A 22,912-nucleotide genomic window follows, 5' to 3' on the forward strand; every position below is an offset into this window, starting at 1 on the left:
CGGTCGATACCGGCCGGGCATCCCGACCCCTTTTTCTCGGCACATGAAGGACAAAGAGAATGGCGTTGGCAGATCTCCTGCGACAAGATGCGATTATTCCTGCCCTGAAGGTGAATTCCAAAAAGCAGCTGCTCCAGGAGCTTGCGGCCAGGGCCGCAAAGCTCACCGGACTGCCGGAACGGGAAGTCTTCGACGTAATCCTGCAGCGCGAGCGTCTCGGCTCCACCGGCGTCGGTAACGGCATCGCCATACCGCACGGCAAGCTGAACGCCATCCATTCCATCACCGGCATTTTTGCCCGCCTGGACCAGCCGGTCGATTTCGAGGCGCTGGACGACCAGCCCGTCGATCTGGTGTTCCTGCTGCTGGCGCCCGAAGGTGCCGGTGCGGACCATCTCAAGGCCCTGTCGCGGATCGCCCGCGTGCTGCGCGACCAGGATCTGGTCGCCAAACTGCGCGCCACGGATTCCGCCTCGGCGATCTATGCCTTCCTCAATCAGGAAGAAACGTCCAACGCCGCCTGAGGCGCATGCTCCGGCCGGCGACCGCCGGAGCCATCGTCAGTGTCATCGGCTGCAAACACTCGCGGCCTTTTCGCTTTTCCTCGACAAAGGCCGCAAGGCGCAGTCACCGGGACCGCCCGGCGGCAGGAGAGCCGATGGCTCTCCGCCGTTTCACGCCTCAGGCGTCGCCTTCATTGATGCCGGCCGTGCCCGGTTCGGACGGCTGGGCTTCCGCCTTGGCGCCGCCCTTGGCGACACCGACCATGGCCGGGCGCAGGACGCGGTCGCCGATCGTGTAGCCGGCCTGCACCACCTGCACGACGGTGTTGTTCGGTACATCGGGATTGGGGATTTCGAACATCGCCTGATGGAAGTTCGGATCGAACTTCTGGCCTTCCGGCTCCAGCTTGCGCACGCCATGGCGTTCGAACGCTGAAAGCATGGACCGCTCGGTCATCTCGACGCCTTCGATCAGGGCATTGAGACCGCTTTCGGCTGCGGCCCGCTGGTCGGCCGGAATGGCGTCGAGGGCGCGGCGCAGGTTGTCGGAAACGCCGAGCATGTCGCGGGCAAAAGCGGTGACGGCATAGGCCTTGGCATCCTTCACGTCGCGTTCGGTGCGGCGGCGAAGGTTGTCCATCTCAGCGGCGAGACGGAGGAACTTGTCGCGCAGGTCGGCATTTTCAGCCTTCAGCGCCTCGGTCGGATCGAAGGTGCCGGCCGCCTCCGCAGCGGCGGTTTCGGCGGGACCGGCCTCGGTGTGGTTCACGGCGGCGTCGGGGCCATTCGTAGGGGTCTCGTCGGTCATGACGTATCTCCAGTCACTGTTTTGGGATTTGAGCCCGATATCGAGGTTTGGCGGGAAAAAATCAAGGGTTTACCCGAAGTTTCGGCCGCAACCGCGCCCGTCCGCCGTCGCTACAGCAGCGTCCGTGCCATGCGGCCGACGATCTGGGCGGTGTAATCGACCATCGGCACGATGCGCGAATAGTTGAGCCGCGTCGGGCCGATGACGCCGACGGCGCCGACGATGCGATCCTCGCCGTCCCGGTAGGGCGCGACGATCAGCGACGAACCAGAAAGCGAGAACAGCTTGTTTTCCGAACCGATGAAAATGCGCACGCCCGGACCGCTTTCGGCGAGATTGAGGATCTCGATCAGGCTGTCCTTCTTCTCCAGGTCGTCGAACAGCATCCGCAGCCGGTCGATGTCTTCCGTACCGGCGACGCCTTCCAACAGATTGGCGCGGCCGCGGACGATCAGCCGTGTCGGCTTGTCGTCGTCCTGGCCGCCGGACCACACCGCCAGGCCACGCTCGACCAGGTCCTGGGACAGGCTGTCCAGTTCCTGCCGCACCTGGTTCTTCAGGACCTGCAGTTGCTTGCGCAGATCCGGCAGCGTCTGGCCGATCATGTGAGCGTTGAGGAAATTGGCGGCTTCGGTGAGTTGTGACGAGGTGACGCCGGCCGGCAGTTCGATGATGCGATTTTCCACCTGGTCATGGTCGCCAACCAGCACCGCCAGCGCCTTGGTCGGCTCCAGCCGGATGAACTCGACATGCTTGAGCACCTGGTCAGACTTGGCGGTGACCACCAGGCCGGCGCCGCGAGACATGCCGGACAGCATGCGGCTCGCCTCGTTCATCAGGCCTTCCACCGTCTGGCCGCGCTGCACGGGACCCATCTGGCGATCCATGCTGGCGCGATCTTCCTGCGAAAGCGCGCTGACCTGCATGAAGGCATCGACGAAAAAGCGCAGGCCCATCTGCGTGGGAAGCCGGCCGGCACTGATATGGGGAGAATAGATCAGGCCGAGCTCTTCGAGATCGCCCATGACATTGCGCACCGAAGCCGGGGAAAGCGACATCGGCAACAGGCGGGAGAGGTTGCGGGAACCCAGCGGCTCGCCGTTTTCGAGATACTCCTCCACTATTCGCCGGAAGATTTCCCTTGAGCGATCGTCCAGCGCTGCGCTCACATCCCTGTCCGGCGTCTGCCCTAAACCCATCTTTCCCGTAAAAACCGTATCGTTGATCCTGAAGGGAATATAGGCATGCCGACGCCGATCCACAAAGGGAAATGTGAAAAACGCGTGGGGATGCGTCAGACCTTAGTCGCCACCCGCCACCAGGCCGTCTCCGGCGGCTCGAAGGAGTGCGACAGCGGCTTCAGGCTCTCGGCTTCCTTGTCGTCGAAGCTGCCGAGCACCAGCGCAATCACCGGCGCATCATCGACGGCGCCGAGCGTGCTGCCGCAGCGCGGACAGAAGGCCCGGCTGGAATAATCGGACGAGCGGTAGAGACTGGGCGCCCCACCCTCACCCACCCAGCTGACCGCCTCGCTCGGAAACTCCACCCAGCACAACGTCAAGCCGCCCGAATGCCGCTGGCAGACATCGCAGGAACAGCTGTGCGGATTGCCCGGCCGGCCTTTTGCAGTAAAACGGATATGGCCGCACAGGCACCCACCCTCGTGTGTTTCGCTCATCGACATCCTCGAAGCCATTGGTTCACGCGCCGAGGCTGGCATGGTCAAAGCGTGGCAGCAAGCTTGAAACGGTTGTATTACGGTGCTTCCGGCGGCGGATTCCCGCAGGCGACAGCGCCTTTTCCTTTGCAAAAGGCGTCGGCCAGCCGTAGAAGGCGTCTCACAACAGCAGGAGTTTCACATGCGGCCTTCAGGCAGAAAAACGGACCAGATGCGCAAGGTTTCCTTCGAGCGCGGTTTTTCCAAACATGCAGAGGGTTCCTGTCTCGTCAAATTCGGCGACACCCATGTGCTTTGCACCGCAAGTCTTGAGGACAAGACGCCGCCGTGGCTGCGCAACAGCGGCAAGGGCTGGGTGACGGCCGAATACGGCATGCTGCCGCGCGCCACCGGCGAACGCATGAAGCGCGAAGCCGCCACCGGCAAGCAGGGCGGCCGCACCCAGGAAATCCAGCGGCTGATCGGCCGCTCGCTGCGCGCCATCGTCGACCTCGAAGCGCTCGGCGAACGGCAGATCACCATCGATTGCGACGTCATCCAGGCCGATGGCGGCACCCGCACCGCCTCGATCACCGGGGCATGGATTGCCCTCTACGACTGCCTGAAGTGGATGGAAGGCCGCAACATGGTGAAGGTCGAGCGTGTCCTGAAGGATCACGTTGCCGCCATTTCTTGCGGCATCTTCGCCAACCAGCCGGTCATCGACCTCGACTATCTGGAAGACTCAGCCGCCGAGACCGACGCCAACTTCGTCATGACCGGCGCCGGCGGCATCGTCGAGATCCAAGGCACTGCCGAAGGCAAGCCGTTCACGGAAGAAGAATTTTCGACGCTGATGCAGCTTGCCCGCAACGGTATCGCCGAACTGGTGACGCTGCAGAAGCAAGCGGTGGCGTGAGGAAGAAACGGGCGTAACGCCATGAGCCAGCCGTTGATCGAAGCCATGCTCGAGACCGCGCTTTATGCGCCGGACCTGGATGCGGCGGAGCGATTTTACGGCGGCATTCTCCGCCTTGAGACGATCGCCCGCGTCGGCAACCGGCATGTGTTTTATCGCTGCGGTTCCGGCGTGCTTTTGATCTTCAACCCGCTGGAAACGGTAAAGCCGCCGGAAGACGGCGCCGCCCTGCCGGTGCCGCCGCACGGCACGAGCGGCGCAGGCCATGCCTGCTTCCGGCTGGCAGCGGAGAATTTCGCGGCGATGATCGCAGCGCTGAAAACTGCCGGTGTCGCCATCGAAGCGGATTTTACCTGGCCGAATGGCGGCCGTTCCCTCTATTTCCGCGACCCGGCCGGCAACAGCCTGGAATGCGCCGAGGCCCGCATCTGGGGAATCGAATAGGAAAGACCATGCGCAAGCTCGATACCAAGACCATCGTCGTCGCCAGCCACAATGCCGGCAAGATCCGCGAGATCGCCGATCTCATCGGCCCTTTCGGCTTTTCCGCCAACTCTGCGGCGGAACTGAAGTTCGAAGAGCCTGACGAGACCGGCACGACCTTCGAAGAAAATGCCGCCATCAAGGCCCTGGCCTCTGCCAAGGCGTCCGGCCTTCCGGCGCTTTCGGACGATTCCGGCATCGTTATCGATGCTTTGGGTGGTGCGCCCGGTGTCTACACCGCCAATTGGGCCGAACGCGAGGACGGCAGCCGCGATTTCGCCATGGCAATGGAAAAGGTGGAGCAGGCGTTGCAAAAGGCCGGCGCCACGCATTTCGAAAGCCGCACCGCCCGTTTCGTCAGCGTGCTCTGCCTCGCCTGGCCGGACGGTCATGTCGAGATGTTCCGCGGCGAGGTGGAAGGCCATGTCGCCTGGCCGCCGCGCGGCACGCAGGGTTTTGGCTACGATCCGGTGTTCCAGCCCGTCGGCTACGATCTCACCTTCGGGGAAATGAGCGCCGAAGAAAAGCACGGCTGGAAACCCGGCGATGCCCAGGCGCTGTCGCACCGCGCCCGCGCCTTCAAGCTTTTTGTCGAGACCTGCCTTGAAGCCTGATCAGCCTTCCATCGGTTATGGCGACTTGCTGCCCGATACCGGCGAGCCCGGTTTCGGCGTCTATGTGCATTGGCCCTTCTGTGCCGCCAAATGCCCCTATTGCGATTTCAACAGCCATGTGCGCCACCAACCGGTGGACCAGCCGCGTTTTGCCGCCGCCTTCCTGCGCGAGATGGAGTGGATGCGCAAGCTGAGCGGCCCGAAGACGGTGACCAGCATCTTCCTCGGCGGCGGCACGCCGTCGCTGATGGCGCCGGAGACGGTCGAGGCCATCCTCGACGGCATCGCCCGCCACTGGCATGTGCCAGATGGGATCGAGATCACCATGGAGGCCAACCCCTCCAGCGTCGAGGCGACCCGCTTCCGCGGCTACCGCGCCGCCGGTGTCAACCGCGTATCGCTCGGTGTGCAGGCGCTCAACGATGCGGACCTGAAATTTCTCGGCCGGCTGCACAATGTCGAGGACGCGCTGAAGGCGATCGGGCTGGCCCGCGACATTTTTCCGCGCATGTCCTTCGATCTTATCTATGCCCGGCCGCACCAGACGGTGGAGGCTTGGGAGGCGGAGCTGCGACAGGCGATTTCTTATGCCGTCGATCACCTGTCGCTTTACCAGTTGACCATCGAGGAAGGCACGCCCTTCTTCGGCCTGCACAAGGCCGGAAAATTCATCGTACCCGACGGCGACCAGTCGGCGCTGCTTTACGAAGCGACGCAGGAGATCACTGCCCGGGAAGGCCTGCCGGCCTATGAGGTTTCCAACCATGCCCGGCCGGGCGCCGAAAGCCGCCACAACCTCACCTACTGGCGTTACGGCGATTACGCCGGCATCGGCCCCGGCGCCCATGGCCGGCTGACGCGCGGCCGCGACAAGCTGGCGACCGCGACCGAACGCCGGCCGGAGACCTGGGTGGACCAAGTCGAGAAGAACGGCCACGGCATGGTCGATGAAGAATTGCTTGGATATGACGAGCAGGCCGATGAGTTGCTGCTCATGGGCCTGCGCCTGAAGGAAGGCGTCGATCTCGCCCGCTGGCAGCAATTGTCCGGCCGGGATCCCGATCCGAACCGCGAGCAGGCGCTTCTCGACCACGGCTTTATCGAGCGGCTCGGCAATTCCCGCCTGCGCTGCACGCCGTCCGGCATGCTGATCCTCGATTCCGTGGTCGCCGATCTCGCCTGCTGACCACCTTTCCGGTCATGGCGACGCAGTCTTGCCTTTCCAGGCCTGGGCGATGCGCCCGTCGATCGCAGCAAGGCCGATGGCGATCATCGCCATGCCGGCAAAATGTTTCGGCAGAAGCTGTTCGCCGAGCACGAGGGCGCCGAGCAGGATGGCGCTGACCGGGATCAGGAAGGTCACCAGCATCAGATTGGTGGCGCCGGCCGTCGCCAGGATGCGAAAGAACAGCACATAGGCAATGGCGGTCGACAACAAGGCGAGGCCGGCCAGTGCCGCCAGCGTTTCCGTGCCGGGCATACCGAGCGTCCACGGCCGATCGACGATCAGCGCCACCGGCACAAGCATGATTGCCGAAGCTGTCACCTGTCCTGCCGCCGGCAGCATCGGCGCCATGCCCATGCGCTTGAAACGACGGCCGAAAATGCCGGCGACGGAATAGGACAGCGCCCCGCCGAGCACGGCAAGCTGCGCCAGCGTATTGTCGCCGAGGCCATTGAGGGCGGCTGGCCCGATCATCAGCGCCACCCCGGCAAAACCGGTGAGCACGCCCACAAGCCGTCCTGCAGTTATCTTTTCATCCTGGGTGAGCAGATGCGCGACGATGACGGCAAAAAGCGGCGTCGTGGCATTGAGGATGGAGGCAAGGCCGCTGACAATGTGTGTCTGGCCCCAGACGATCAGCGAGAAGGGGATGACATTGTTGAGCAACCCCATGCCGAAGAACGCCGCCCAGGACTTGCTGTCGCGCGGCATCGCCTGGCCGCTGATGCGCAGGATCAGATGCAGCGCCAGGGCAGCCAGCGCAACACGCGCCGCGACGATGGTGAAGGGCGGCCAGACCTTGACCAGGATGCCGTTGAACAGGAAGGACCCGCCCCAGAGGATGGAAAGGACGATGAGCATCAACCACTCGATCGTACCCATGGATTTTTGCCGAGACATGAAATTTCTCTCCTTGAATTGAGTTTTACTCAGCTGTGCGCAGCCATAGGCTTCTTTGCAAACCGTCAAATTTTGTTCATTATCCCTTGAAATCTGGCGGCCTGACAAAGGAGATTTTTCCGCCTCATGAACGAGTTATTCTAAATCATGGGCGATCTGCTCCCCTCCCTCTCGTCCCTGCGCGCCTTCGAGGCGACGGCACGGCATCTGAGCATGAAGCTGGCCGCGGAGGAGTTGCACGTCACGCCCGGCGCCGTCAGCCTGCAGGTGCGTGAACTCGAGACGACGCTGGATATCCAGCTCTTCACGCGCCGGCCGCGCAGCCTGGCGCTGACGGCCGAAGGCGCCGATTATTTCGCGACGCTGCGCACCGCCTTCCGGCTGGTGCGTGAGGCGACGGCGGCCGTGCGGGCGCGGGCCCGCGGCTCGGTGCTGACGGTCACCTGTACGGCGACCTTCGCGATGCAATGGCTGGTGCCGCGCATCGGCCGGTTCGAGGCGCAGCATCCCGGCATCGACGTACGCATCAGCCCCTCCTACCGGATCATGGATTTTGCCCGCGACGGCGTGGATATCGCCGTGCGGCATGGCCTTGGCGCTTACGAAGGCCTCGTCAGCCAGCGGCTGATCGACGACGACCTGATCCCCGTCGCCACGCCGGCACTGGTCGCCCGCCTAGGAGCCTCACCGGCGCCGGAAGCACTTGCCGGCATGACGCTGATCCACGACGTCTATCGCCGCGACTGGGAATTGTGGCTGGAGGCTGCCGGTGTCGATCCGGCGCCGGCAGCCCACGGCCCGATCTTCGCCGACGGCAACGGCGCCGTGGAAGCCGCCAAGGCCGGCCTGGGGTTTGCGCTGGTCCGCGGCTCCTTTATCGAGAGGGAGTTGGCGGAGGGGCAGCTTGCCGCCCCCTTCCCGCTCGGGCTGGCAAGCCGGCTTGCCTATCACCTCGTTTATCCGGCCGTGGCCCTGGAGCGGCCGGCCGTCGCCGCCTTCCGGCGCTGGCTACTCGCAGAAGCGGCAGGCGCGCCAGCATAAGAAAACCCGGAGAACAGCATTCCATGGAGACGATCTACACCGATCCGGCACTGACGGCGCTCTACGACGCGCTGAACCCTGCGGGCGACGATACCGCCTTCTATCTCGGTCGTGCCGCCCCCGGAGACCGCATCCTCGACATCGGCTGCGGCACAGGCCTGACGGCACAGCTTTTTGCCGAGCGCGGCCATGAGGTCACCGGCGTCGAGCCGGCGGCAGCCATGCTTGCCGTGGCCCGCAACAACGACGTGGACGGTCGGATCAACTGGGTCGAGGCGGATGCGCGCACGCTCGACCTGCCGCAGCGTTTCGACCTGGCGATCATGACCGGCCATGTCTTCCAGGTCTTTGCAGCCGACGACGCCCGCGCCGTGCTGCAGGCCGCCTTCCGGCACCTGGAGAGCGGCGGCCGCCTTGTTTTCGACAGTCGCAACCCGTTGCGGCGCGCCTGGCAAGGTTGGACGCCACAGCACTCGGCCCGGCGCATCGTGGTGGAGGGTTTGGGGCACGTTGACGTTCACCACGCGGTGACGGCGGTGGAGGGCGAATGGGTGACCTTTGTCAGCGAGCATCGATTTATCGAGACCGGCATCGTCAAGGCCAGCCATAGCCGCCTTCGTTTTCCGCCATCGACGGAAATTACCGCGATGCTGCAGGCCACGGGGTTTACCGGCATCGAACTTGACGGCGACTGGAACGGCAATCCTTTCACGCCCGACAGCGCCGAAATCATCGCCTGCGCCCGCAAGCCTTGAGCGCGGCACCAACAGCAAAAAGCCTCACCCTTTTTGCACGAAAGGATGAGGCCTGAGGGCACAAACAGATAAATGCCGGGCCGCAGACAGTCGAACCGTCTCGCCCGGCAACACGATCACTCGTTGATCAGACGCTTCAGAAGCTCGATCTCATGGCTCAGCTTGGTATCGCCGGAGATCAGCTCCTCGATCTTGCGCACCGCATGCAGCACGGTGGTATGATCGCGGCCGCCAAAACGCCGGCCGATTTCCGGGAAGGACCGTGGCGTCAGCGTCTTCGACAGATACATGGCGATCTGGCGCGGCTTGACGATCACGCGCGTGCGGCGGTTCGAGACCAGTTCCTGGCGCGAGACGTTGTAATGCCTTGCGACGATGCGCTGGATGTCCTCGATGCGCACCCGCTTCGGCTCGGAGCCGACGAGATGGGCGAGCAGTTCGTCGACGCGGTCGATCGACAGGTTGGGTTCGAAGGAGCGGCGGAAGATCAGCTGGTTGAAGGCGCCTTCCAGCTCGCGGCCGCTCGCGGTGATGTTGCGGGCGACATGCGAAATGATATCGCCGGGAATGTCGATCGACGGATCGTCCTTGCGGACGGACTGCAGCCGCTGCGTCAGCATTTCCAGCCGCATGTCGTAGTCGGGAACATCGAGTTCGATCGCCACACCGCCCTGCAGGCGCGAACGGACGCGCGGATCGAGCGATTCCAGCTCCCAGGGGGCGCGGTCGGCAGCCACGACGACCTGCTTGGCGCTGTCGAGCAGCATGTTGAGCAGATGGCAGAATTCGTGCTGGATCATCTTGCCCTGCAGGAACTGCATGTCATCAATGATCAGAAGGTCGATGTTGCGCAGCGAGTCCTTCAGCGTCAGCGCGTCATTGTCGCGGATGGCGGTGGCAAAACGCCACATGAAATATTCCGCCGTCAGATAGACGACGCGCGGCAGCCGCGGGCTGTTGACTGCGGCATTGGCGATTGCCTGCAGCAGATGCGTCTTGCCGAGACCGACCGTCGAATGGATGAACAGCGGATTGAAGCGCACCGCACCGGCGCCGGCTTCGGCGATGGTCTTGGCGGCGGCGAGCGCAACGCGGTTCGAAGAACCTTCCACGAAGGACTCGAAGGTGTAGCGGGAGTCGAGCGGCGAGCCGAACAGCGGGCCCGGGGCGGAGGCCGGGCGCTGCGGCACGGCGCCGGCGCTTGCGGCGACCTGGCCGATGCTCTGCGGCGCGCTGCGGCGCGGCTGGGCCGGAGCCGGTTCGGCCGCGGACTGGCTTTCCTCGGCGGCGGAGGGCCGGACGCTCCGGGTCGCCGTGCGCACCAGGATTTCCACCTTGAGGATTTCGGGATCTTCCGCCTGGAAGATACCGGTGATGAGATCGATATAGCGGTTGTTGATCCAGGACTTGAGGAACGTCGTCGGCACCGTCAACCGCACGACACTCTTGGACACCGAATGCAGCTTGAGCCGTGCAAACCAGCTTGCATAGACATCCTGACCGACTTGAGCCTTCAATCGGGCACTGAACCGATCGAACAGTGCGTTATAGGTCATACCGGTTTTATCCTCCGTCACCTCGGAGCATACCGCGTCAAACGGCTTCGGTGCCTTGTCCCCGTCTCCAAGGGCACCGGTCGTCATCATATTCACTTGCATTGTCGCCGCCTTCCAAATTCTCGTTGTCGGGCGAAACTATCCCGCTCGCCCGAGCCTTATTCTTTTCTCCGGTCCGTGCCCCGCTGGCCCGCGCCGGTCATATCCTGTTAAGTTGGGTCACCGGGCCAATCCGGCAACACCGACCTGAAGGAACCGGCCTTGCCGTTCCCTCTGCGGGCTCAACCGCCGCCATCCGATCCTCGCCCTCGTCGTTGAGACTCGAATGTTTTTCATGCCCTCCCTGATCACTCAAAACACCAGAGGACGCGAAGCCGCAAGACAGCCCGCGCGGTATCGATACCGATACCGTTAAATTCCCGTCAACTGTTTGAAAAGACGGCGTAGAACACGCCGCTTCCCAGGAGACAAAACCACTCTTCCGCTTGTTCAGCGTCAAATGAGCCAACATTGTGAAGGTGGTGTCCGCGCCCCCCGTTGAGAGGCATTTAGGCAGGATCATATGCCGAGATCAATGATGAATTTTACGCAAAATTAAGGGACGGGCATTGACTCCGGAGCCGCAATTTGGGTGTCACAAAGGCCTTCATCAAGAATCGCTTTTGAATCAAGGAGATTCAAAAAAGGCCAATTTGGAGCGGCGGGAAAAACAAAAAAAATAAAAAATCGCTTGACTCAAAGACCGGCCCAGCTGCCGCAACGAGAGTCATCCAGAGACCATACAACCTTCCGCAAACCTTTGAAAATAAAAGGATTTTTATGTCATGCCAGTGACATGCGGCCGTCTTGAGAAATTAACCAAGCCGTGGCGGAAGGCCAGAATCCGAAAAGCCCGGTCTCGCGACCGGGCTTATCATTTCACGTCATAATTGACGAAAATTTAGACCGCCAGAGCCTTCACGCGGCTCGCCAGGCGGGACACCTTGCGGGAAGCGGTGTTCCGATGCAACACACCCTTGGTGGCAGCGCGGGCCAGTTCCGGCTGGGCAGCCTTGAGGGCTTCCTGGGCGACGGCGAGATCGCCCGAAGCGATAGCTTCCTCAACCTTGCGGATGAAGCTGCGGACGCGCGAGCGGCGGTTCTTGTTGATTGCGGTGCGGCGAGCGATCTTGCGGGTCGCCTTCTTCGCCGAAGTAGTATTGGCCATGGATGCCTCTCTTCGAATTCAAACCAAACTCCGCCATCGCCGCGCCGGTCGTTGCGACCTTTCGTATCAGCCATGCGGGGAGCATTTGTGGAAGGCCGTCCAAGGCTTTCCGAACTGTGGGCGGGCATATAGCTCGAAAGCCGGGCGACGTCAACGCGCATTTTTCAAGAAAGCCAGCAATGGCCTAATGCTGGCACCGATCGCAATAGAAGGACGAGCGGCCCGACTGGACGATGCGTGCCACCGTGCCGGCGCAATCGGGCGTGCTGCAGGCCGTGCCTTCGCGGTCGTAGACGGAAAAGGAATGCTGGAAGTAACCCAGCGACCCGTCCGTCCGGATATGGTCGCGCAACGACGAGCCGCCGGCGGCGATCGCATCGGCGATGACGTCGCGGATGGCGGTGGTCAGCGCCAGAAGCTCCGGTTTCGGCTTGCCATCCGCGGTCACCAGCGTACCGGCGGCGCGCTGCGGCTTCAAGTGCGAGCGCCAGAGCGCCTCGCAGACATAGATGTTGCCGAGGCCGGCGATGTTCTTCTGGTCGAGCAGCGCGCCCTTCAGCGGCTGTGACTTTCCCTCGAAACGCCGGGAGAGATAGTCGGCATCGAGGCTGTTGCCCGTCGGCTCCGGCCCGAGCTCGCGGAAGGCGGCATAGGTGTCGAGGTCATTCCGCGCCATCAGTTCCATGAAGCCGAAGCGACGCGGATCGTTATAGATGACACGCAGGGCGCGGCCTGCCGCTGCCAGATGGAAGATCACATGATCGTGTTTTTCGTCTTTCGAACGCGGATGATGGAAGTCGCCCGGCACATCGACGGCCGCCCCCTCCTCGATGCGAAAGGAACCGGACATGCCGAGATGGGCGATGATCGTCAGGCCGTTTGCCAGATCGATCAGCAGGTATTTCGCCCGCCGGCCGAGCGAAACGATCGTCTGGCCATCGACCCGGACGGAAAAATCCACCGGAAAGGGAAACCGCAAGTCGCCGCGCCTAAGTTCGAGACGGGTGATGCGCGCGCCCTCCATGACCGGCGCCAGGCCGCGGCGGACTGTCTCTACCTCTGGCAATTCCGGCATGGCGTTCCTAACTTCCTGTTCCAACCCGTGGCAATGTGGTCTATAGACCTGCGCGATCTGCCGCAGGCTCTTTCGAGCGCAGAGATAGTGCGGCGGCGGCGTTTTTGCTATCGTTTTTCGACGATGGCCCTGCAAGATGGAGTGACCCGATGACTGAAAGCCGCACCTCTGCCGACGGCGGCATGTCCACCTCCTACGGCTTCCGCGACGTTTCCGAAGGCGAGAAGCAGGGTCTGGTCAATGAGGTCTTCCACAAGGTCGCCAAGCGCTACGACATCATGAACGACGTGATGTCGGCCGGCCTGCACCGTGTCTGGAAGGACGGCATGGTCGCAGCACTCAATCCGCGCAAGGATGCCTCCTACAGGGTGCTCGACGTCGCCGGCGGCACCGGCGATATCGCCTTCCGCATCGTCGAGGCATCGAATCGCCTGGCGCATGCCACCGTGCTCGACATCAACGGCTCCATGCTCGGCGTCGGCGCCGAGCGCGCCGCCAAGAAGAAGCTTTCCGACAACCTCACCTTCGTCGAGGCCAATGCCGAAGACCTGCCCTTCGAGGCCAACTCCTTCGACGCCTATACGATCGCCTTCGGCATCCGCAACGTGCCGCATATCGACGTGGCGCTGAAGGAAGCCTACCGCGTGCTGAAGCGCGGCGGGCGGCTGCTGGTGCTGGAATTTTCCGAGGTGGAAATGCCGTTGCTCGACAAGGTCTATGACCAATGGTCTTTCAAGGCGATCCCGCAATTCGGCAGGATGATCACCGGCGAGGCCGAACCCTACCAATACCTGGTGGAATCGATCCGCAAGTTCCCGAACCAGCAGGATTTTGCCGCGATGATCCGCGAGGCCGGTTTTTCGCGCGTCACCTTCACCAATTACGCCGGCGGCATCGCCGCGCTGCACTCCGGCTGGAAGCTCTGACGGCATGGCCAGAACACGTTTGATGCCGCTGACGGGCAGGCCGGCGCGATGAGCACGTTCGGCGCCTATTTCCGCCTCGCCCGCGTCGGCTGGGTTCTGGTGCGCGAGGGTGTGGTTTCGGCCCTGCCCTCCGAAGGCATGCCGCCGATGGCGGCGCTGGTGAAATCCTTTGCCGGCCTTTTTGCTCGCAAGCGCCCTTCCGAGGAGCGCAGCGACCGGCTGGCACGCGCCGTCGAACGGCTAGGGCCGTCCTACGTCAAGATGGGGCAGTTTCTGGCGACCCGGCCGGACGTGGTCGGCGCCGACTTCGCCGATGATCTGGCCGGCTTGCAGGATCGCATGGCCTTTTTCCCGGTCGCGGCGGCAAAAGCCTCCGTCGAGGGGTCGCTCGGCCGGCCGGTCGACGAGCTTTACAGCCATTTCGGCGATCCGATCGCCGCAGCCTCTATCGCCCAGGTGCATCCGGGCGAGGTGGAGACACTTGAAGGCAGGCGCAAGGTGGCGATCAAGGTGATCCGCCCTGGCGTGCGCCAGCGCTTCGGCCATGATATCGAGGTCATGTATCTCGTCGCGCGGGTGCAGGAGACGTTCATTCCTTCATCGCGGCGGCTGCGGCCGCTCGAGGTCACCCGCACGCTGGAACAGACCACCAAGGTGGAGATGGACCTGCGGCTGGAGGCGGCCGCCCTTTCCGAAATCGCCGAAAACACCGCCAATGACCCCGGCTTCCGTGTGCCGAAGGTCGATTGGGAGCGCACCGGCCGCGACGTCGTCACCATGGAATGGATCGACGGCATCAAGATGTCGAATGTCGAGGCGCTGCGAGCCGCCGGACACGACCTCAACCTCATCGCCGACAGGCTGATCCAGTCCTTCCTGCGCCATACGCTGCGCGACGGTTTCTTCCATGCCGACATGCATCCCGGCAACCTGTTCGTCGATGCCGCCGGCGATATCGTCGCCGTTGACATGGGCATCGTCGGGCGGCTCGGCAAGAAGGAGCGCCGCTTCCTCGCCGAAATCCTCTACGGCTTCATCACCCGCGATTACCTTCGGGTCGCCGAGGTGCATTTCGAAGCCGGCTACGTACCGGCGCATCACGATGTCGCGAGTTTTGCCCAGGCGATCCGCGCCATCGGCGAGCCGATCCACGGCCAGCCGGCGGAAACCATCTCCATGGGCAAGCTGCTGACGCTGCTCTTCGAGGTCACCGAACTTTTCGACATGGAGACCCGGCCGGAACTGGTGATGCTGCAGAAGACCATGGTGGTGGTCGAAGGCGTCGCCCGCATCCTCAACCCGCGCTTCAACATGTGGAAGGCCTCCGAACCCGTCGTCGGCGACTGGATCCGCACCAATCTCGGCCCGCAGCGCCTGATGACGGATCTGCGCGACGGGCTGAAAGCCGCCTTCAAACTGGCGGAAGCCGCACCGGAAATCGCCGCCAAGACCGAAAAAATTTCGCGCGAGATCACGGCGATGAGCGAGAACGGCCTGCGTTTCGACCCGGCGACGGCCGAGGCGATCGGCAAGTCGGAAGCCCGGCACGGCCGCTCCGGGCGCGTGGCGCTGTGGCTGATCGCGCTGACCCTGCTCTACATCGCCTGGCAGGTCACCTAAGCTGGCCGGGCTCCCTTCTCCTTTCAGGGAGAAAACGGCCCGACGGGTCGGATGAGGGGGCGAGACCCGGCAAGACTTTCCCCCGTAGCCCCCATTCCGCTGCAGACCGGTTTGGCGCGGCAAATAAAATCCCGGCTCGATGCCTGCAGGCCGTCGCGAAGCGGCTGAACGCTTCCTATATGCTCGCCATCGACGGCCGGGTCTCACCGGCCGCGACACAACAACAGCGGCCAAAAGGGAGCCCCATGTCCATTTCCGTCTACGATCTCACCGTCCCGGCGTTCCAGCGCGGCCTCGACGTCCTCTCCCACTATCTCGACAAGATCGAAGCCTATGCGCAGGACAACGGCGTGGATGCCAACGAGTTGCTGGGCGCCCGGCTCGCTCCGGACATGCACCCTTTTTCCGCGCAGATCCAGCGCGTCACGGACACCTCCAAGAACGCCCTCGGCCGCCTTTCCGGCCAGGAAGCGCCGCGCTTCGAGGACACCGAAACCACCATCGCCGAATTTCGCGCACGACTGGCCAAGGCGCGTGCCTATTTCGCCACCGTGACGCCGGAAAGCCTTGATGGCAGCGACAGCCGGGAGATCACCGTACCGCTCGGCCGCACCACCACGAAAGTGTTGTCCGGCAAGGACTATCTGACGAAGTTCGTTTTCCCGAATTTCTATTTCCACATCACCACCGCCCACGGCATTTTGCGCGCCCGCGGCCTGCCCGTCGGCAAGATGGACTATCTCGGCCCGATCGACTGACCTGTCCACCCTCCGCAGCGCTCAGGCCCGCATGAGGGACAGGAGTTCCAGCACCTGCCGCTGAAGACCCTGCCCCGTGCGGGCCTTCGGCCAAGCGATCCACAGCGGCAGGCTGTGGGAGGGATGCAAGCTGACCTGCCGGAGTTCGCCCCCCATCGCCGCCAGCGAAACACTCGGCAGGATGGACAGGAAACCATGACGCCCGACGAGCTTGAGGATGACGGGGATCGAATCGACCTCGACGATTTCCAGCCGCCGGCCGCGGCCATGGCCGAGGAGTTCGTCCAGCACCGGGTCGATCTTCTGCCGGAGGCCACTGCGCAGGCTGGGGATCGCCACCGGATGACGAAGCAGCAAGGCCGTCAGCGCCGCCGGATCGTCGAGGCGGACGCCGTCCATTTCCGACGCCCGGCCGACGAGGGCCAGCGGCGAGGCTGAGAGCAGCCGGCCGTCGAGATCGTCCGGCAGGGTTTCGACATCGAGCAGGACGACGTCGAACAGGCCGCGTCGCAGGCTGTTCAGCAGTTCCTCGGCGATCATCGAGGAAATGAACACCGGCTGGCGCGGATGGGCAAGCCGCCACCCCGCCGCCAGGTCGGCGAGGAAATCGGCGATCTGGCTGTCCGGCCCGAGCGGGATGACCGAGCCGATGCGCACCACCGTTTCGGTACGGCGGAAACGTTCGTCGGCGGCATTGGTCAGGTCGTGCCAGAGCCGTTCGATGCGCCGGATGATGTCGACGGCACGCTCGCCGGTTCGCGTCGGCGCCGCACCGCTGCGACCACGCTCCAGCACCGCATAACCCAGGACCGCCTCGACATGGGCGATCTGCCGCGTCAACTGCGGCTGGCCAAGACCGAGTTCGCGCGCCGCGGCGCGGATGCTGCCGATGCGCGCTACATGCAGAAGGCGGATCAGCGCGTCGAAACTCAGCATCTTGCCGGCAAGGGCTGCAACGCCGGGCGCCGGCCGGCCGTCGGCAATGAACAGCTCCGCGGCCAGATTGCTGAGTTCCTTCAATCTCGGCAGCAGGCGGCTGCCTTCGAGCGTCAGCATCAAGGAGGAGCCGGTTTTCTGCACCAGCGGCATGGCAAGCTCGGCCTCCATCCGGCGGATCGCGGCGGCAACCGAAGCCGGCGGGCGGGAGAGCGCCCGTGCCGTGGCCCGCAGGTTCTTCAGCTCCAGAACGATCGTCGTAGCAAGCACCGTCGCCGTGTCCATGATCGCGCTTTCGCCTTGGTTTTGTTGCCACATCATCCGTTCATGATTTGGGATATCCCACAGACGGGGATGTTTGAATAGTGTTCGCGAAGCAGGAGACGACCAAAGCATGACAGGCCCCCATCCCACCATCGAACTGACCGGCCAGCCGCTCGGCTTTGCCGAGCTAATGGAGATCGGTGCCGGCCGCATCCTGCCCGTCGCATCGCCCGCCGGCATGGCGCGGGTGGAGATGGCGCGCGGCATTCTCGAAGAGGCGATTGCCAGGGGCGTGCCGGTCTACGGCTCCACCACCGGCGTCGGCGCGATGAAGGATGTCGAGTGGTCGCCCGACGAACTCGATGCATTCAATCTCGGCCTGGTGCGGGCCCATCATTTCGGCACAGGTTCGCCCTTTCCCTGCTCGGTGGTGCGCAACGCCATGGCAATCCGCGTCAACACGGCATTGACCGGTTACGTCGGCTGCTCGACGGACCTGGTGGAAGCCTACCTCGACCTGCTTGCCGCCGACGTCATTCCGGTGGTGCGCCGCACCGGCTCCATCGGCTGCGCCGATATCGGCCTGATGGGCCAGATCGGCGCGGTGCTGACCGGCGTCGGCGAAGCCCGTTTCCGGGGTGAGCGCATGTCGGCCGAAGCGGCCTTCCTGGCCGCCGGTCTTGCGCCGCTGCGCATGGCGCCGCGCGACAGCCTTGCCTCGCTCAGCGTCAACGCCGTGAGTTTTGCCGCCGCGGCGGAGGCGACCCGCGACGCGGCCACCGCCATCCGAATGATGCTGGCGACGGCGCTGATGTCGGCCGGTGCGCTCGGCGCCTCGCGCCACCCATGGCAGGCGGTCGTGCATGTCGGCACGGCACGGGAAGCGCTGATCGGCTCCTGGCTCTGCCGCGCCGCGGACGACTGGGACTGGCCGGTCGCGACCCACATCCAGGACCCGCTCAGCCTGCGGATGATCGCCCAGGTTTTCGGCGCCGTGTTCGAAAGCCTTCTGACCGCCGGCCACAAGATCCTCGCCGCCACCGGCCGCTCCGACGACAATCCCGTCGTCGTCGAGGGCAAGGTCCTGACCTCAGGCGGCTCATTGCCGCTCGACGTCACCATCCTGCTCGAAGCCGCTGCCATCTGCATGGCGCATGCGGCCCGTAACTCCTTCAACCGCTGCGTCCTGCTCGGCAACGGCCAGCGGCGCAACCTGCCGGTCAACCTGGTGCCGGAAGGCCGCATCGCCACCGGCTTCGGCCCGGTGATCAAGCTCGCCGGCGAGATTTTTTCGCGCGTATTGTCGATGTCCAATCCGGTCTCGGCGCAGTCGCTGGTCGTGGCCTCCGGCATGGAGGATGAGGCTGCCTTCCTGCCGCTGGTGATCGAGCGTTTTGGCCGACAGGTGGAAGCGGTCAAGCGCCTCTCGGCGCTGGAGGCCCTGCTTTCGGCCCAGGCGATGGATATTCTCGGCGACAAGCCCGGCGGCGTGCCGAAGATGCTCTACGACATCGTGCGCAAGCATGCGGATTTTTACGTCGTCGACCGGCCGCTTTCTTCCGAGGTGGAAGCGATCGAGGAGGAACTGTCTTCGGAGCGTGTCGTCGGAGATCTCGCCGCTCAGGTGCCGATCGCCTCCATCGACGATTTTTTCGCGCTTTGCCCCCATCCACGCGACAACAGCCAGCGTCTGCCGGACGCGCTGTCCGCCTGAGCCTTCGAACCCGGGAAAAAGAGGAAGACCATGGCTGATTTCGATCTGGTTCTGAAAGGCACGGTGGTCCTGCCCGACCGTGTGGTCGAATCCGGTTATGTCGCCGTCAGCGGCGGCAAGATTTCCGAGGTCGGCCAGGGTGTCGCCCCCGCGGCGAAGGAGTGCCACGATCTCGGCGCCGCCTTGATCCTGCCGGGCGCCATCGACGCCCAGGTGCACTCGCTGTCGCAGAAGAACCAGGAGGATTTCATCTGGTCGACGCGCTCGGCGGCCGCCGGCGGCGTGACGACCATCGTCGACATGCCTTATGACGAGGGCAACCTGGTCTGTTCGGCCGAAGCGGTGAAAAAGAAGGTCGATCACGCCGGCCCGCAGGCCCGCGTCGACTTTGCGCTCTACGGCACGATCGATCCGGAGGAAGGTCCGGCGCGCATCGCCGAGATGGTGGCGGCCGGGGTTTCCGCCTTCAAATTTTCCACCTTCGGCACCGACCCGAAACGGTTCCCGCGCATTCCCCCCGCGCTGCTCGACGCCTGTTTTGCGGCGATAGCCCCGACCGGCCTGACCGCCGGCGTCCACAACGAGGACGACGAGGCGGTGCATGCCTACATGGCGAAGGTGAAAAGATCGGGCATCACCGACTGGCGCGCCCACGGCCTGTCGCGGCCGCCGATCACCGAACTTTTGGCCATGCACACCATCTTCGAGACCGGCGCGCAGACCGGTTGCCCCTCGCATGTGGTGCATTGCTCGCTCGGCCGCGGTTACGACATCGCCCATGCCTATCGCCGCGACGGTTTCGAGGCGACGGTGGAATGCTGCATCCACTACCTGACGCTGGACGAAGAAAACGACGTCAGGCGCCTGGGCGGCAAGGCCAAGATCAACCCGCCCATCCGCCCGCGCGCCGAGGTCGAAACTTTGTGGCGCAAGGTCAGCGAAGGCAAGGTCTGGCTGGTTTCGACCGACCATGTCAGCTGGTCGGAAGAGCGCAAGACCAACCCGGACATGCTGGCCAACTCCTCCGGCGTGCCGGGTTTGGAAGTCATGGTGCCGCTCTTCGTCAAGGGTGCGCTGGAACGCGGCATTCCGCTGTTCTGGGCGGCGCGGTTGATGGCTGAGAATCCGGCTAAACATTTCCGCCTTGACCACGTCAAGGGTGCGCTCACCCCCGGCAGGGACGCCGATATCACCGTGTTGACGCCGGAGGAGACGGTCTACGATGCCGCCGCCAGCGGCCACAATATCGTCGGCTGGAGCCCCTATAACGGCATCCGCCTGCCCTACCGGGTCTCCGGAACCTATCTGCGCGGCAAGCTCGCTTTCGACGGCAGCAAGGTGCTGGCCGAGCCGGGGACCGGCGCCTTCGTCCGCCCGCCGCTCCGCCACGTTCTGGCCGGAGCATGAGCCGATGAGCCGCAACCTGCCTGTCGATGCCGACCGTATCGCCGAAGACATCGATGCGCTGGCGGCGATCACCGAGGAAGGCCACCCCTATACCCGTCGCGCCTTCTCGCCGCTGTTCCTCAAGGGCCGCGCCTATATCGAAGCGCGGATGAAGGCGGCGGGCCTCGAAACCCGTATCGATGCCGGCGGCAACCTCATCGGCCTTCGTCGCGGCCGGAACCCGGCGCTCGGCACCATCATGCTCGGCTCGCATTCCGACACGGTACCGAATGGTGGTCGCTTCGACGGCGTTGCCGGCGTCATTGCCGCGCTGGAGGTCGCCCGTGCCCTCGAAGACCAGGGCACGGCGCTGAACCACAATCTGGAGATCGTCGATTTCCTGGCGGAAGAAGTGTCGCCTTTCGGCGTTTCCTGCGTCGGCAGCCGTGGCATGACCGGGCAGCTCCCCGATGCCTGGCTCGGCCGCACCGCGGAGGGCCGCACGCTGCACCAGGCGATCATCGACATGGGCGGCAATGCCGGCGTGCTGGCGCGGCAATCCCGCCCCGACATTGCCGGTTTCCTGGAACTGCATATCGAGCAGGGACCGATCCTGGAGATGGAAGGCCGCGATATCGGCGTGGTCACCGCGATTGCCGGCATCACCCGCATCGAGGTGACCATCGAGGGCCGCGCCGACCATGCCGGCACGACGCCGATGACCGGCCGGGCCGATGCGCTCGTCGCCGCCTCGCAACTTGTGCTCGACATCCGCCAGGCCGCCACCAGTCTCGGCACCGGCCGGGCCACCCATTTCACCGCAACGGTCGGCGAATTCCGCATCGAGCCGAATGCCGCCAACGTCGTGCCGTCGAAGGTGGTGCTCTTGATCGATGCCCGCGCCGAACTGCGCGACGACATGTTGACCTTCATGCGCTGGCTGGACGAGACCGCCAAGCGGATTTCTGACGATTACGGCGTGTCCGTGCTGCCGCCGGTAACGATCTCCGACAATCAGCCGACACCCGGTCACCCGGACCTGCTCACCATCCTCGACCGCGCCGCCGATTCGGTCGGCGCCAGCCATCGCCGCATGGCCTCGGGGGCCGGCCACGACACCGCCTGGATCGCCAAGGTGGCGCCGGCGGCGATGATCTTCGTGCCGTGCAAGGACGGCCGCAGCCACTCCGCCGACGAATGGGCGGAGAACGACGACATAGCGCTCGGCGCGGCGGTGCTTTTGCGCGCCACGCTGGCCATGGATGAACTTCTGCCCACACTTCAGGAGAACCGGAATGGGACGCATACTCGTTGAGAAGGATGTCGAGGCGGCCGTGAAGGGCGGCTCTGTTTACGCAGCCGGCGGCGGCGGCTGGGCCGACCACGGCCGCATGCTGGGTTATGCCGCCGTTTCGATCGGCAAGCCGGAACTGGTCTCGATCGACGAATTGGCCGACAGCGACTGGATCGCCACCGCCGCCGCCATCGGTGCCCCCGCTTCGACCACACCGTGGGAAATGCGCGGCGTCGATTACGTCAAGGCGGTGCAGCTCCTGCAGGAGGCGCTCGGCGAAAGGATCGCCGGCCTGATCATCGGCCAGAACGGCCGCTCCTCGACGCTGAACGGCTGGCTGCCCTCCGCCATCCTCGGCACCAAGGTGGTCGATGCCGTCGGCGACATCCGCGCCCATCCGACCGGCGACATGGGCTCGATCGGCATGGCCGGCTCGCCCGAGCAGATGATCCAGACCGCCGTCGGCGGCAATCGCGATGAGAACCGCTATATCGAGCTGGTGGTGCGCGGCGCCACCGCCAAGGTTTCGCCGATCCTGCGTGCCGCCTCCGACCAGTCCGGCGGCTTCATCGCTTCCTGCCGCAACCCGTTGCGCGCCTCCTATGTCCGCACTCATGCCGCACTTGGCGGCATCTCCATGGCGCTTGCGCTCGGGGAGGCGATCATCGCGGCGGAAAAGAAGGGCGGCGGCGCCGTCATCGACGCCATCTGCAAGACGACCGGCGGCACGATCCTGGCCGAAGGCACGATCACCAGGAAGGACGTCGTCTACACCAAGGAAGCCTTCGACATCGGCACCATAACCATCGGCGCCGGCGACAAGGCGGTAACGATGCATGTGATGAACGAATACATGGCGGTGAACGATGCCGGCGGCGCGCGGCTCGCCACCTTCCCCTCGGTCATCACCACGCTGTCGCCCGAGGGCGAGCCCCTGAGCGTCGGGCAGTTGAAGGAAGGCATGAACGTGCACATCCTGCATGTGCCGAAGGAGATCATCCCGCTTTCCGCCAGCGTGCTCGACCCGACCGTCTATCCCTCGGTGGAAAAGGCCATGGGGATCGATATCGCGAAATATGTGTTTGCAGGGCGGTAGGCCGCCATTCTCTCGATGCCGTCATCCTCGGGCTTGTCCCGAGGATCTACCCTCGGCTGCAAAGACAATGACGATAATGGCTATCTTTGCCGTGCTTGGACCCTCGGGACAAGCCCGATGGTGACGCAGAAGAGGTTTTATAAGTTTGTCACCAAGCCGACGACGTTAACTCACC

22 protein-coding genes are annotated in these 22,912 nt (G+C 64.2%); 14 read left to right on the plus strand and 8 right to left on the minus strand.

Annotation, left to right across the window (positions count from 1 at the left end; all coding sequences use genetic code 11):
* The first annotated feature begins 59 nt into the window (after positions 1 to 59).
* On the plus strand, positions 60 to 524 hold the full coding sequence (gene ptsN / locus DEM27_RS11415; protein ID WP_109458361.1) for a PTS IIA-like nitrogen regulatory protein PtsN: 465 nt from the start codon (positions 60 to 62) through the stop codon (positions 522 to 524).
* A gap of 157 nt (positions 525 to 681) precedes the next feature.
* On the opposite strand, the gene grpE is transcribed toward ptsN, so the two are convergent.
* The 3 genes from grpE to DEM27_RS11430 all read right to left on the minus strand — a co-directional run bounded on the left by grpE (position 682) and on the right by DEM27_RS11430 (position 2,989).
* On the minus strand, positions 682 to 1,311 hold the full coding sequence (grpE, locus tag DEM27_RS11420) for a nucleotide exchange factor GrpE (RefSeq protein WP_109458362.1): 630 nt from the start codon (positions 1,309 to 1,311) through the stop codon (positions 682 to 684).
* Between the two features lie 110 nt (positions 1,312 to 1,421).
* Entirely contained in the window at positions 1,422 to 2,510 is a 1,089-nt protein-coding gene (hrcA, locus tag DEM27_RS11425) for a heat-inducible transcriptional repressor HrcA (protein WP_109458363.1), read from the minus strand.
* A gap of 95 nt (positions 2,511 to 2,605) precedes the next feature.
* Positions 2,606 to 2,989 (minus strand): GFA family protein, encoded by a 384-nt coding sequence (locus tag DEM27_RS11430; RefSeq protein ID WP_109458364.1) that lies wholly within the window; start codon positions 2,987 to 2,989, stop codon positions 2,606 to 2,608.
* Positions 2,990 to 3,170: 181 nt separating this feature from the next.
* Here DEM27_RS11430 and rph point away from each other — a divergent pair, with 181 nt between their 5' ends.
* From rph to hemW, 4 genes are read left to right on the plus strand one after another with little or no spacing between them, the layout of a single operon-like run.
* The gene (rph, locus tag DEM27_RS11435; protein ID WP_109458365.1) at positions 3,171 to 3,887 is read left to right on the plus strand and encodes a ribonuclease PH; all 717 of its coding nucleotides are present in this window, start codon (positions 3,171 to 3,173) and stop codon (positions 3,885 to 3,887) included.
* 21 nt (positions 3,888 to 3,908) lie between these two features.
* On the plus strand, positions 3,909 to 4,331 hold the full coding sequence (locus DEM27_RS11440; RefSeq protein ID WP_109458366.1) for a VOC family protein: 423 nt from the start codon (positions 3,909 to 3,911) through the stop codon (positions 4,329 to 4,331).
* An 8-nt stretch (positions 4,332 to 4,339) separates the two neighbouring features.
* Positions 4,340 to 4,984, plus strand: coding sequence for an RdgB/HAM1 family non-canonical purine NTP pyrophosphatase (gene rdgB / locus DEM27_RS11445; RefSeq protein ID WP_109458659.1), 645 nt, complete (start codon positions 4,340 to 4,342; stop codon positions 4,982 to 4,984).
* Positions 4,974 to 6,170, plus strand: a complete 1,197-nt coding sequence (gene hemW, locus DEM27_RS11450) for a radical SAM family heme chaperone HemW (RefSeq protein WP_245445791.1) — start codon at positions 4,974 to 4,976, stop codon at positions 6,168 to 6,170. Before rdgB ends, hemW begins: the two co-directional genes overlap by 11 nt.
* Positions 6,171 to 6,182: 12 nt before the next feature.
* Here hemW and DEM27_RS11455 read toward each other — a convergent pair whose 3' ends face one another.
* Positions 6,183 to 7,109: a DMT family transporter gene (locus DEM27_RS11455; RefSeq protein WP_109458368.1), complete on the minus strand. Its 927-nt coding sequence runs from the start codon at positions 7,107 to 7,109 to the stop codon at positions 6,183 to 6,185.
* 147 nt (positions 7,110 to 7,256) lie between these two features.
* On the opposite strand from DEM27_RS11455, the gene gcvA reads away from it, so the two are divergent.
* Complete coding sequence (gene gcvA / locus DEM27_RS11460) at positions 7,257 to 8,150, plus strand: transcriptional regulator GcvA (RefSeq protein WP_109458369.1); 894 nt, start codon at positions 7,257 to 7,259, stop codon at positions 8,148 to 8,150.
* Positions 8,151 to 8,173: 23 nt separating this feature from the next.
* A complete protein-coding gene (locus tag DEM27_RS11465) occupies positions 8,174 to 8,905 on the plus strand; it encodes a class I SAM-dependent methyltransferase (protein ID WP_109458370.1) in 732 nt (243 codons plus the stop codon).
* A gap of 116 nt (positions 8,906 to 9,021) precedes the next feature.
* Here the strand turns inward: DEM27_RS11465 and dnaA are convergent, their stop codons facing one another.
* From dnaA to mutM, 3 genes are all read right to left on the minus strand, one after another.
* On the minus strand, positions 9,022 to 10,563 hold the full coding sequence (gene dnaA / locus DEM27_RS11470) for a chromosomal replication initiator protein DnaA (protein WP_109458371.1): 1,542 nt from the start codon (positions 10,561 to 10,563) through the stop codon (positions 9,022 to 9,024).
* 838 nt (positions 10,564 to 11,401) lie between these two features.
* Positions 11,402 to 11,668, minus strand: a complete 267-nt coding sequence (gene rpsT, locus DEM27_RS11475) for a 30S ribosomal protein S20 (RefSeq protein ID WP_109458372.1) — start codon at positions 11,666 to 11,668, stop codon at positions 11,402 to 11,404.
* Between the two features lie 184 nt (positions 11,669 to 11,852).
* Positions 11,853 to 12,743: a bifunctional DNA-formamidopyrimidine glycosylase/DNA-(apurinic or apyrimidinic site) lyase gene (gene mutM / locus DEM27_RS11480; RefSeq protein ID WP_109458373.1), complete on the minus strand. Its 891-nt coding sequence runs from the start codon at positions 12,741 to 12,743 to the stop codon at positions 11,853 to 11,855.
* 149 nt (positions 12,744 to 12,892) lie between these two features.
* On the opposite strand from mutM, the gene ubiE reads away from it, so the two are divergent.
* The 3 genes from ubiE to DEM27_RS11495 all read left to right on the plus strand — a co-directional run bounded on the left by ubiE (position 12,893) and on the right by DEM27_RS11495 (position 16,047).
* Positions 12,893 to 13,669, plus strand: a complete 777-nt coding sequence (ubiE, locus tag DEM27_RS11485; RefSeq protein WP_109458374.1) for a bifunctional demethylmenaquinone methyltransferase/2-methoxy-6-polyprenyl-1,4-benzoquinol methylase UbiE — start codon at positions 12,893 to 12,895, stop codon at positions 13,667 to 13,669.
* A 48-nt stretch (positions 13,670 to 13,717) separates the two neighbouring features.
* On the plus strand, positions 13,718 to 15,289 hold the full coding sequence (gene ubiB / locus DEM27_RS11490) for a 2-polyprenylphenol 6-hydroxylase (protein ID WP_109458375.1): 1,572 nt from the start codon (positions 13,718 to 13,720) through the stop codon (positions 15,287 to 15,289).
* Positions 15,290 to 15,534: 245 nt separating this feature from the next.
* On the plus strand, positions 15,535 to 16,047 hold the full coding sequence (locus tag DEM27_RS11495) for a DUF1993 domain-containing protein (protein ID WP_109458376.1): 513 nt from the start codon (positions 15,535 to 15,537) through the stop codon (positions 16,045 to 16,047).
* 21 nt (positions 16,048 to 16,068) lie between these two features.
* Here DEM27_RS11495 and DEM27_RS33585 read toward each other — a convergent pair whose 3' ends face one another.
* Positions 16,069 to 17,268: a LysR family transcriptional regulator gene (locus DEM27_RS33585; RefSeq protein ID WP_165823398.1), complete on the minus strand. Its 1,200-nt coding sequence runs from the start codon at positions 17,266 to 17,268 to the stop codon at positions 16,069 to 16,071.
* A 109-nt stretch (positions 17,269 to 17,377) separates the two neighbouring features.
* Here DEM27_RS33585 and DEM27_RS11510 point away from each other — a divergent pair, with 109 nt between their 5' ends.
* The 4 genes from DEM27_RS11510 to DEM27_RS11525 are packed head-to-tail and all read left to right on the plus strand — an operon-like array spanning position 17,378 to position 22,737.
* Positions 17,378 to 18,961: an aromatic amino acid lyase gene (locus DEM27_RS11510; RefSeq protein WP_109458377.1), complete on the plus strand. Its 1,584-nt coding sequence runs from the start codon at positions 17,378 to 17,380 to the stop codon at positions 18,959 to 18,961.
* Positions 18,962 to 18,991: 30 nt separating this feature from the next.
* Positions 18,992 to 20,368 carry a dihydroorotase gene (locus tag DEM27_RS11515; RefSeq protein WP_109458378.1) on the plus strand — a complete coding sequence of 459 codons (1,377 nt, stop codon included), beginning with the start codon at positions 18,992 to 18,994 and terminating at the stop codon, positions 20,366 to 20,368.
* Positions 20,369 to 20,372: 4 nt separating this feature from the next.
* Positions 20,373 to 21,662, plus strand: coding sequence for a Zn-dependent hydrolase (locus DEM27_RS11520; protein ID WP_109458379.1), 1,290 nt, complete (start codon positions 20,373 to 20,375; stop codon positions 21,660 to 21,662).
* Entirely contained in the window at positions 21,643 to 22,737 is a 1,095-nt protein-coding gene (locus DEM27_RS11525) for a DUF917 domain-containing protein (RefSeq protein ID WP_109458380.1), read from the plus strand. Before DEM27_RS11520 ends, DEM27_RS11525 begins: the two co-directional genes overlap by 20 nt.
* Positions 22,738 to 22,912 lie beyond the last annotated feature (175 nt).

This window comes from Rhizobium album, from assembly GCF_003122325.1.
In the GTDB taxonomy this organism is placed as follows: Bacteria; Pseudomonadota; Alphaproteobacteria; order Rhizobiales; family Rhizobiaceae; genus Metarhizobium; species Metarhizobium album.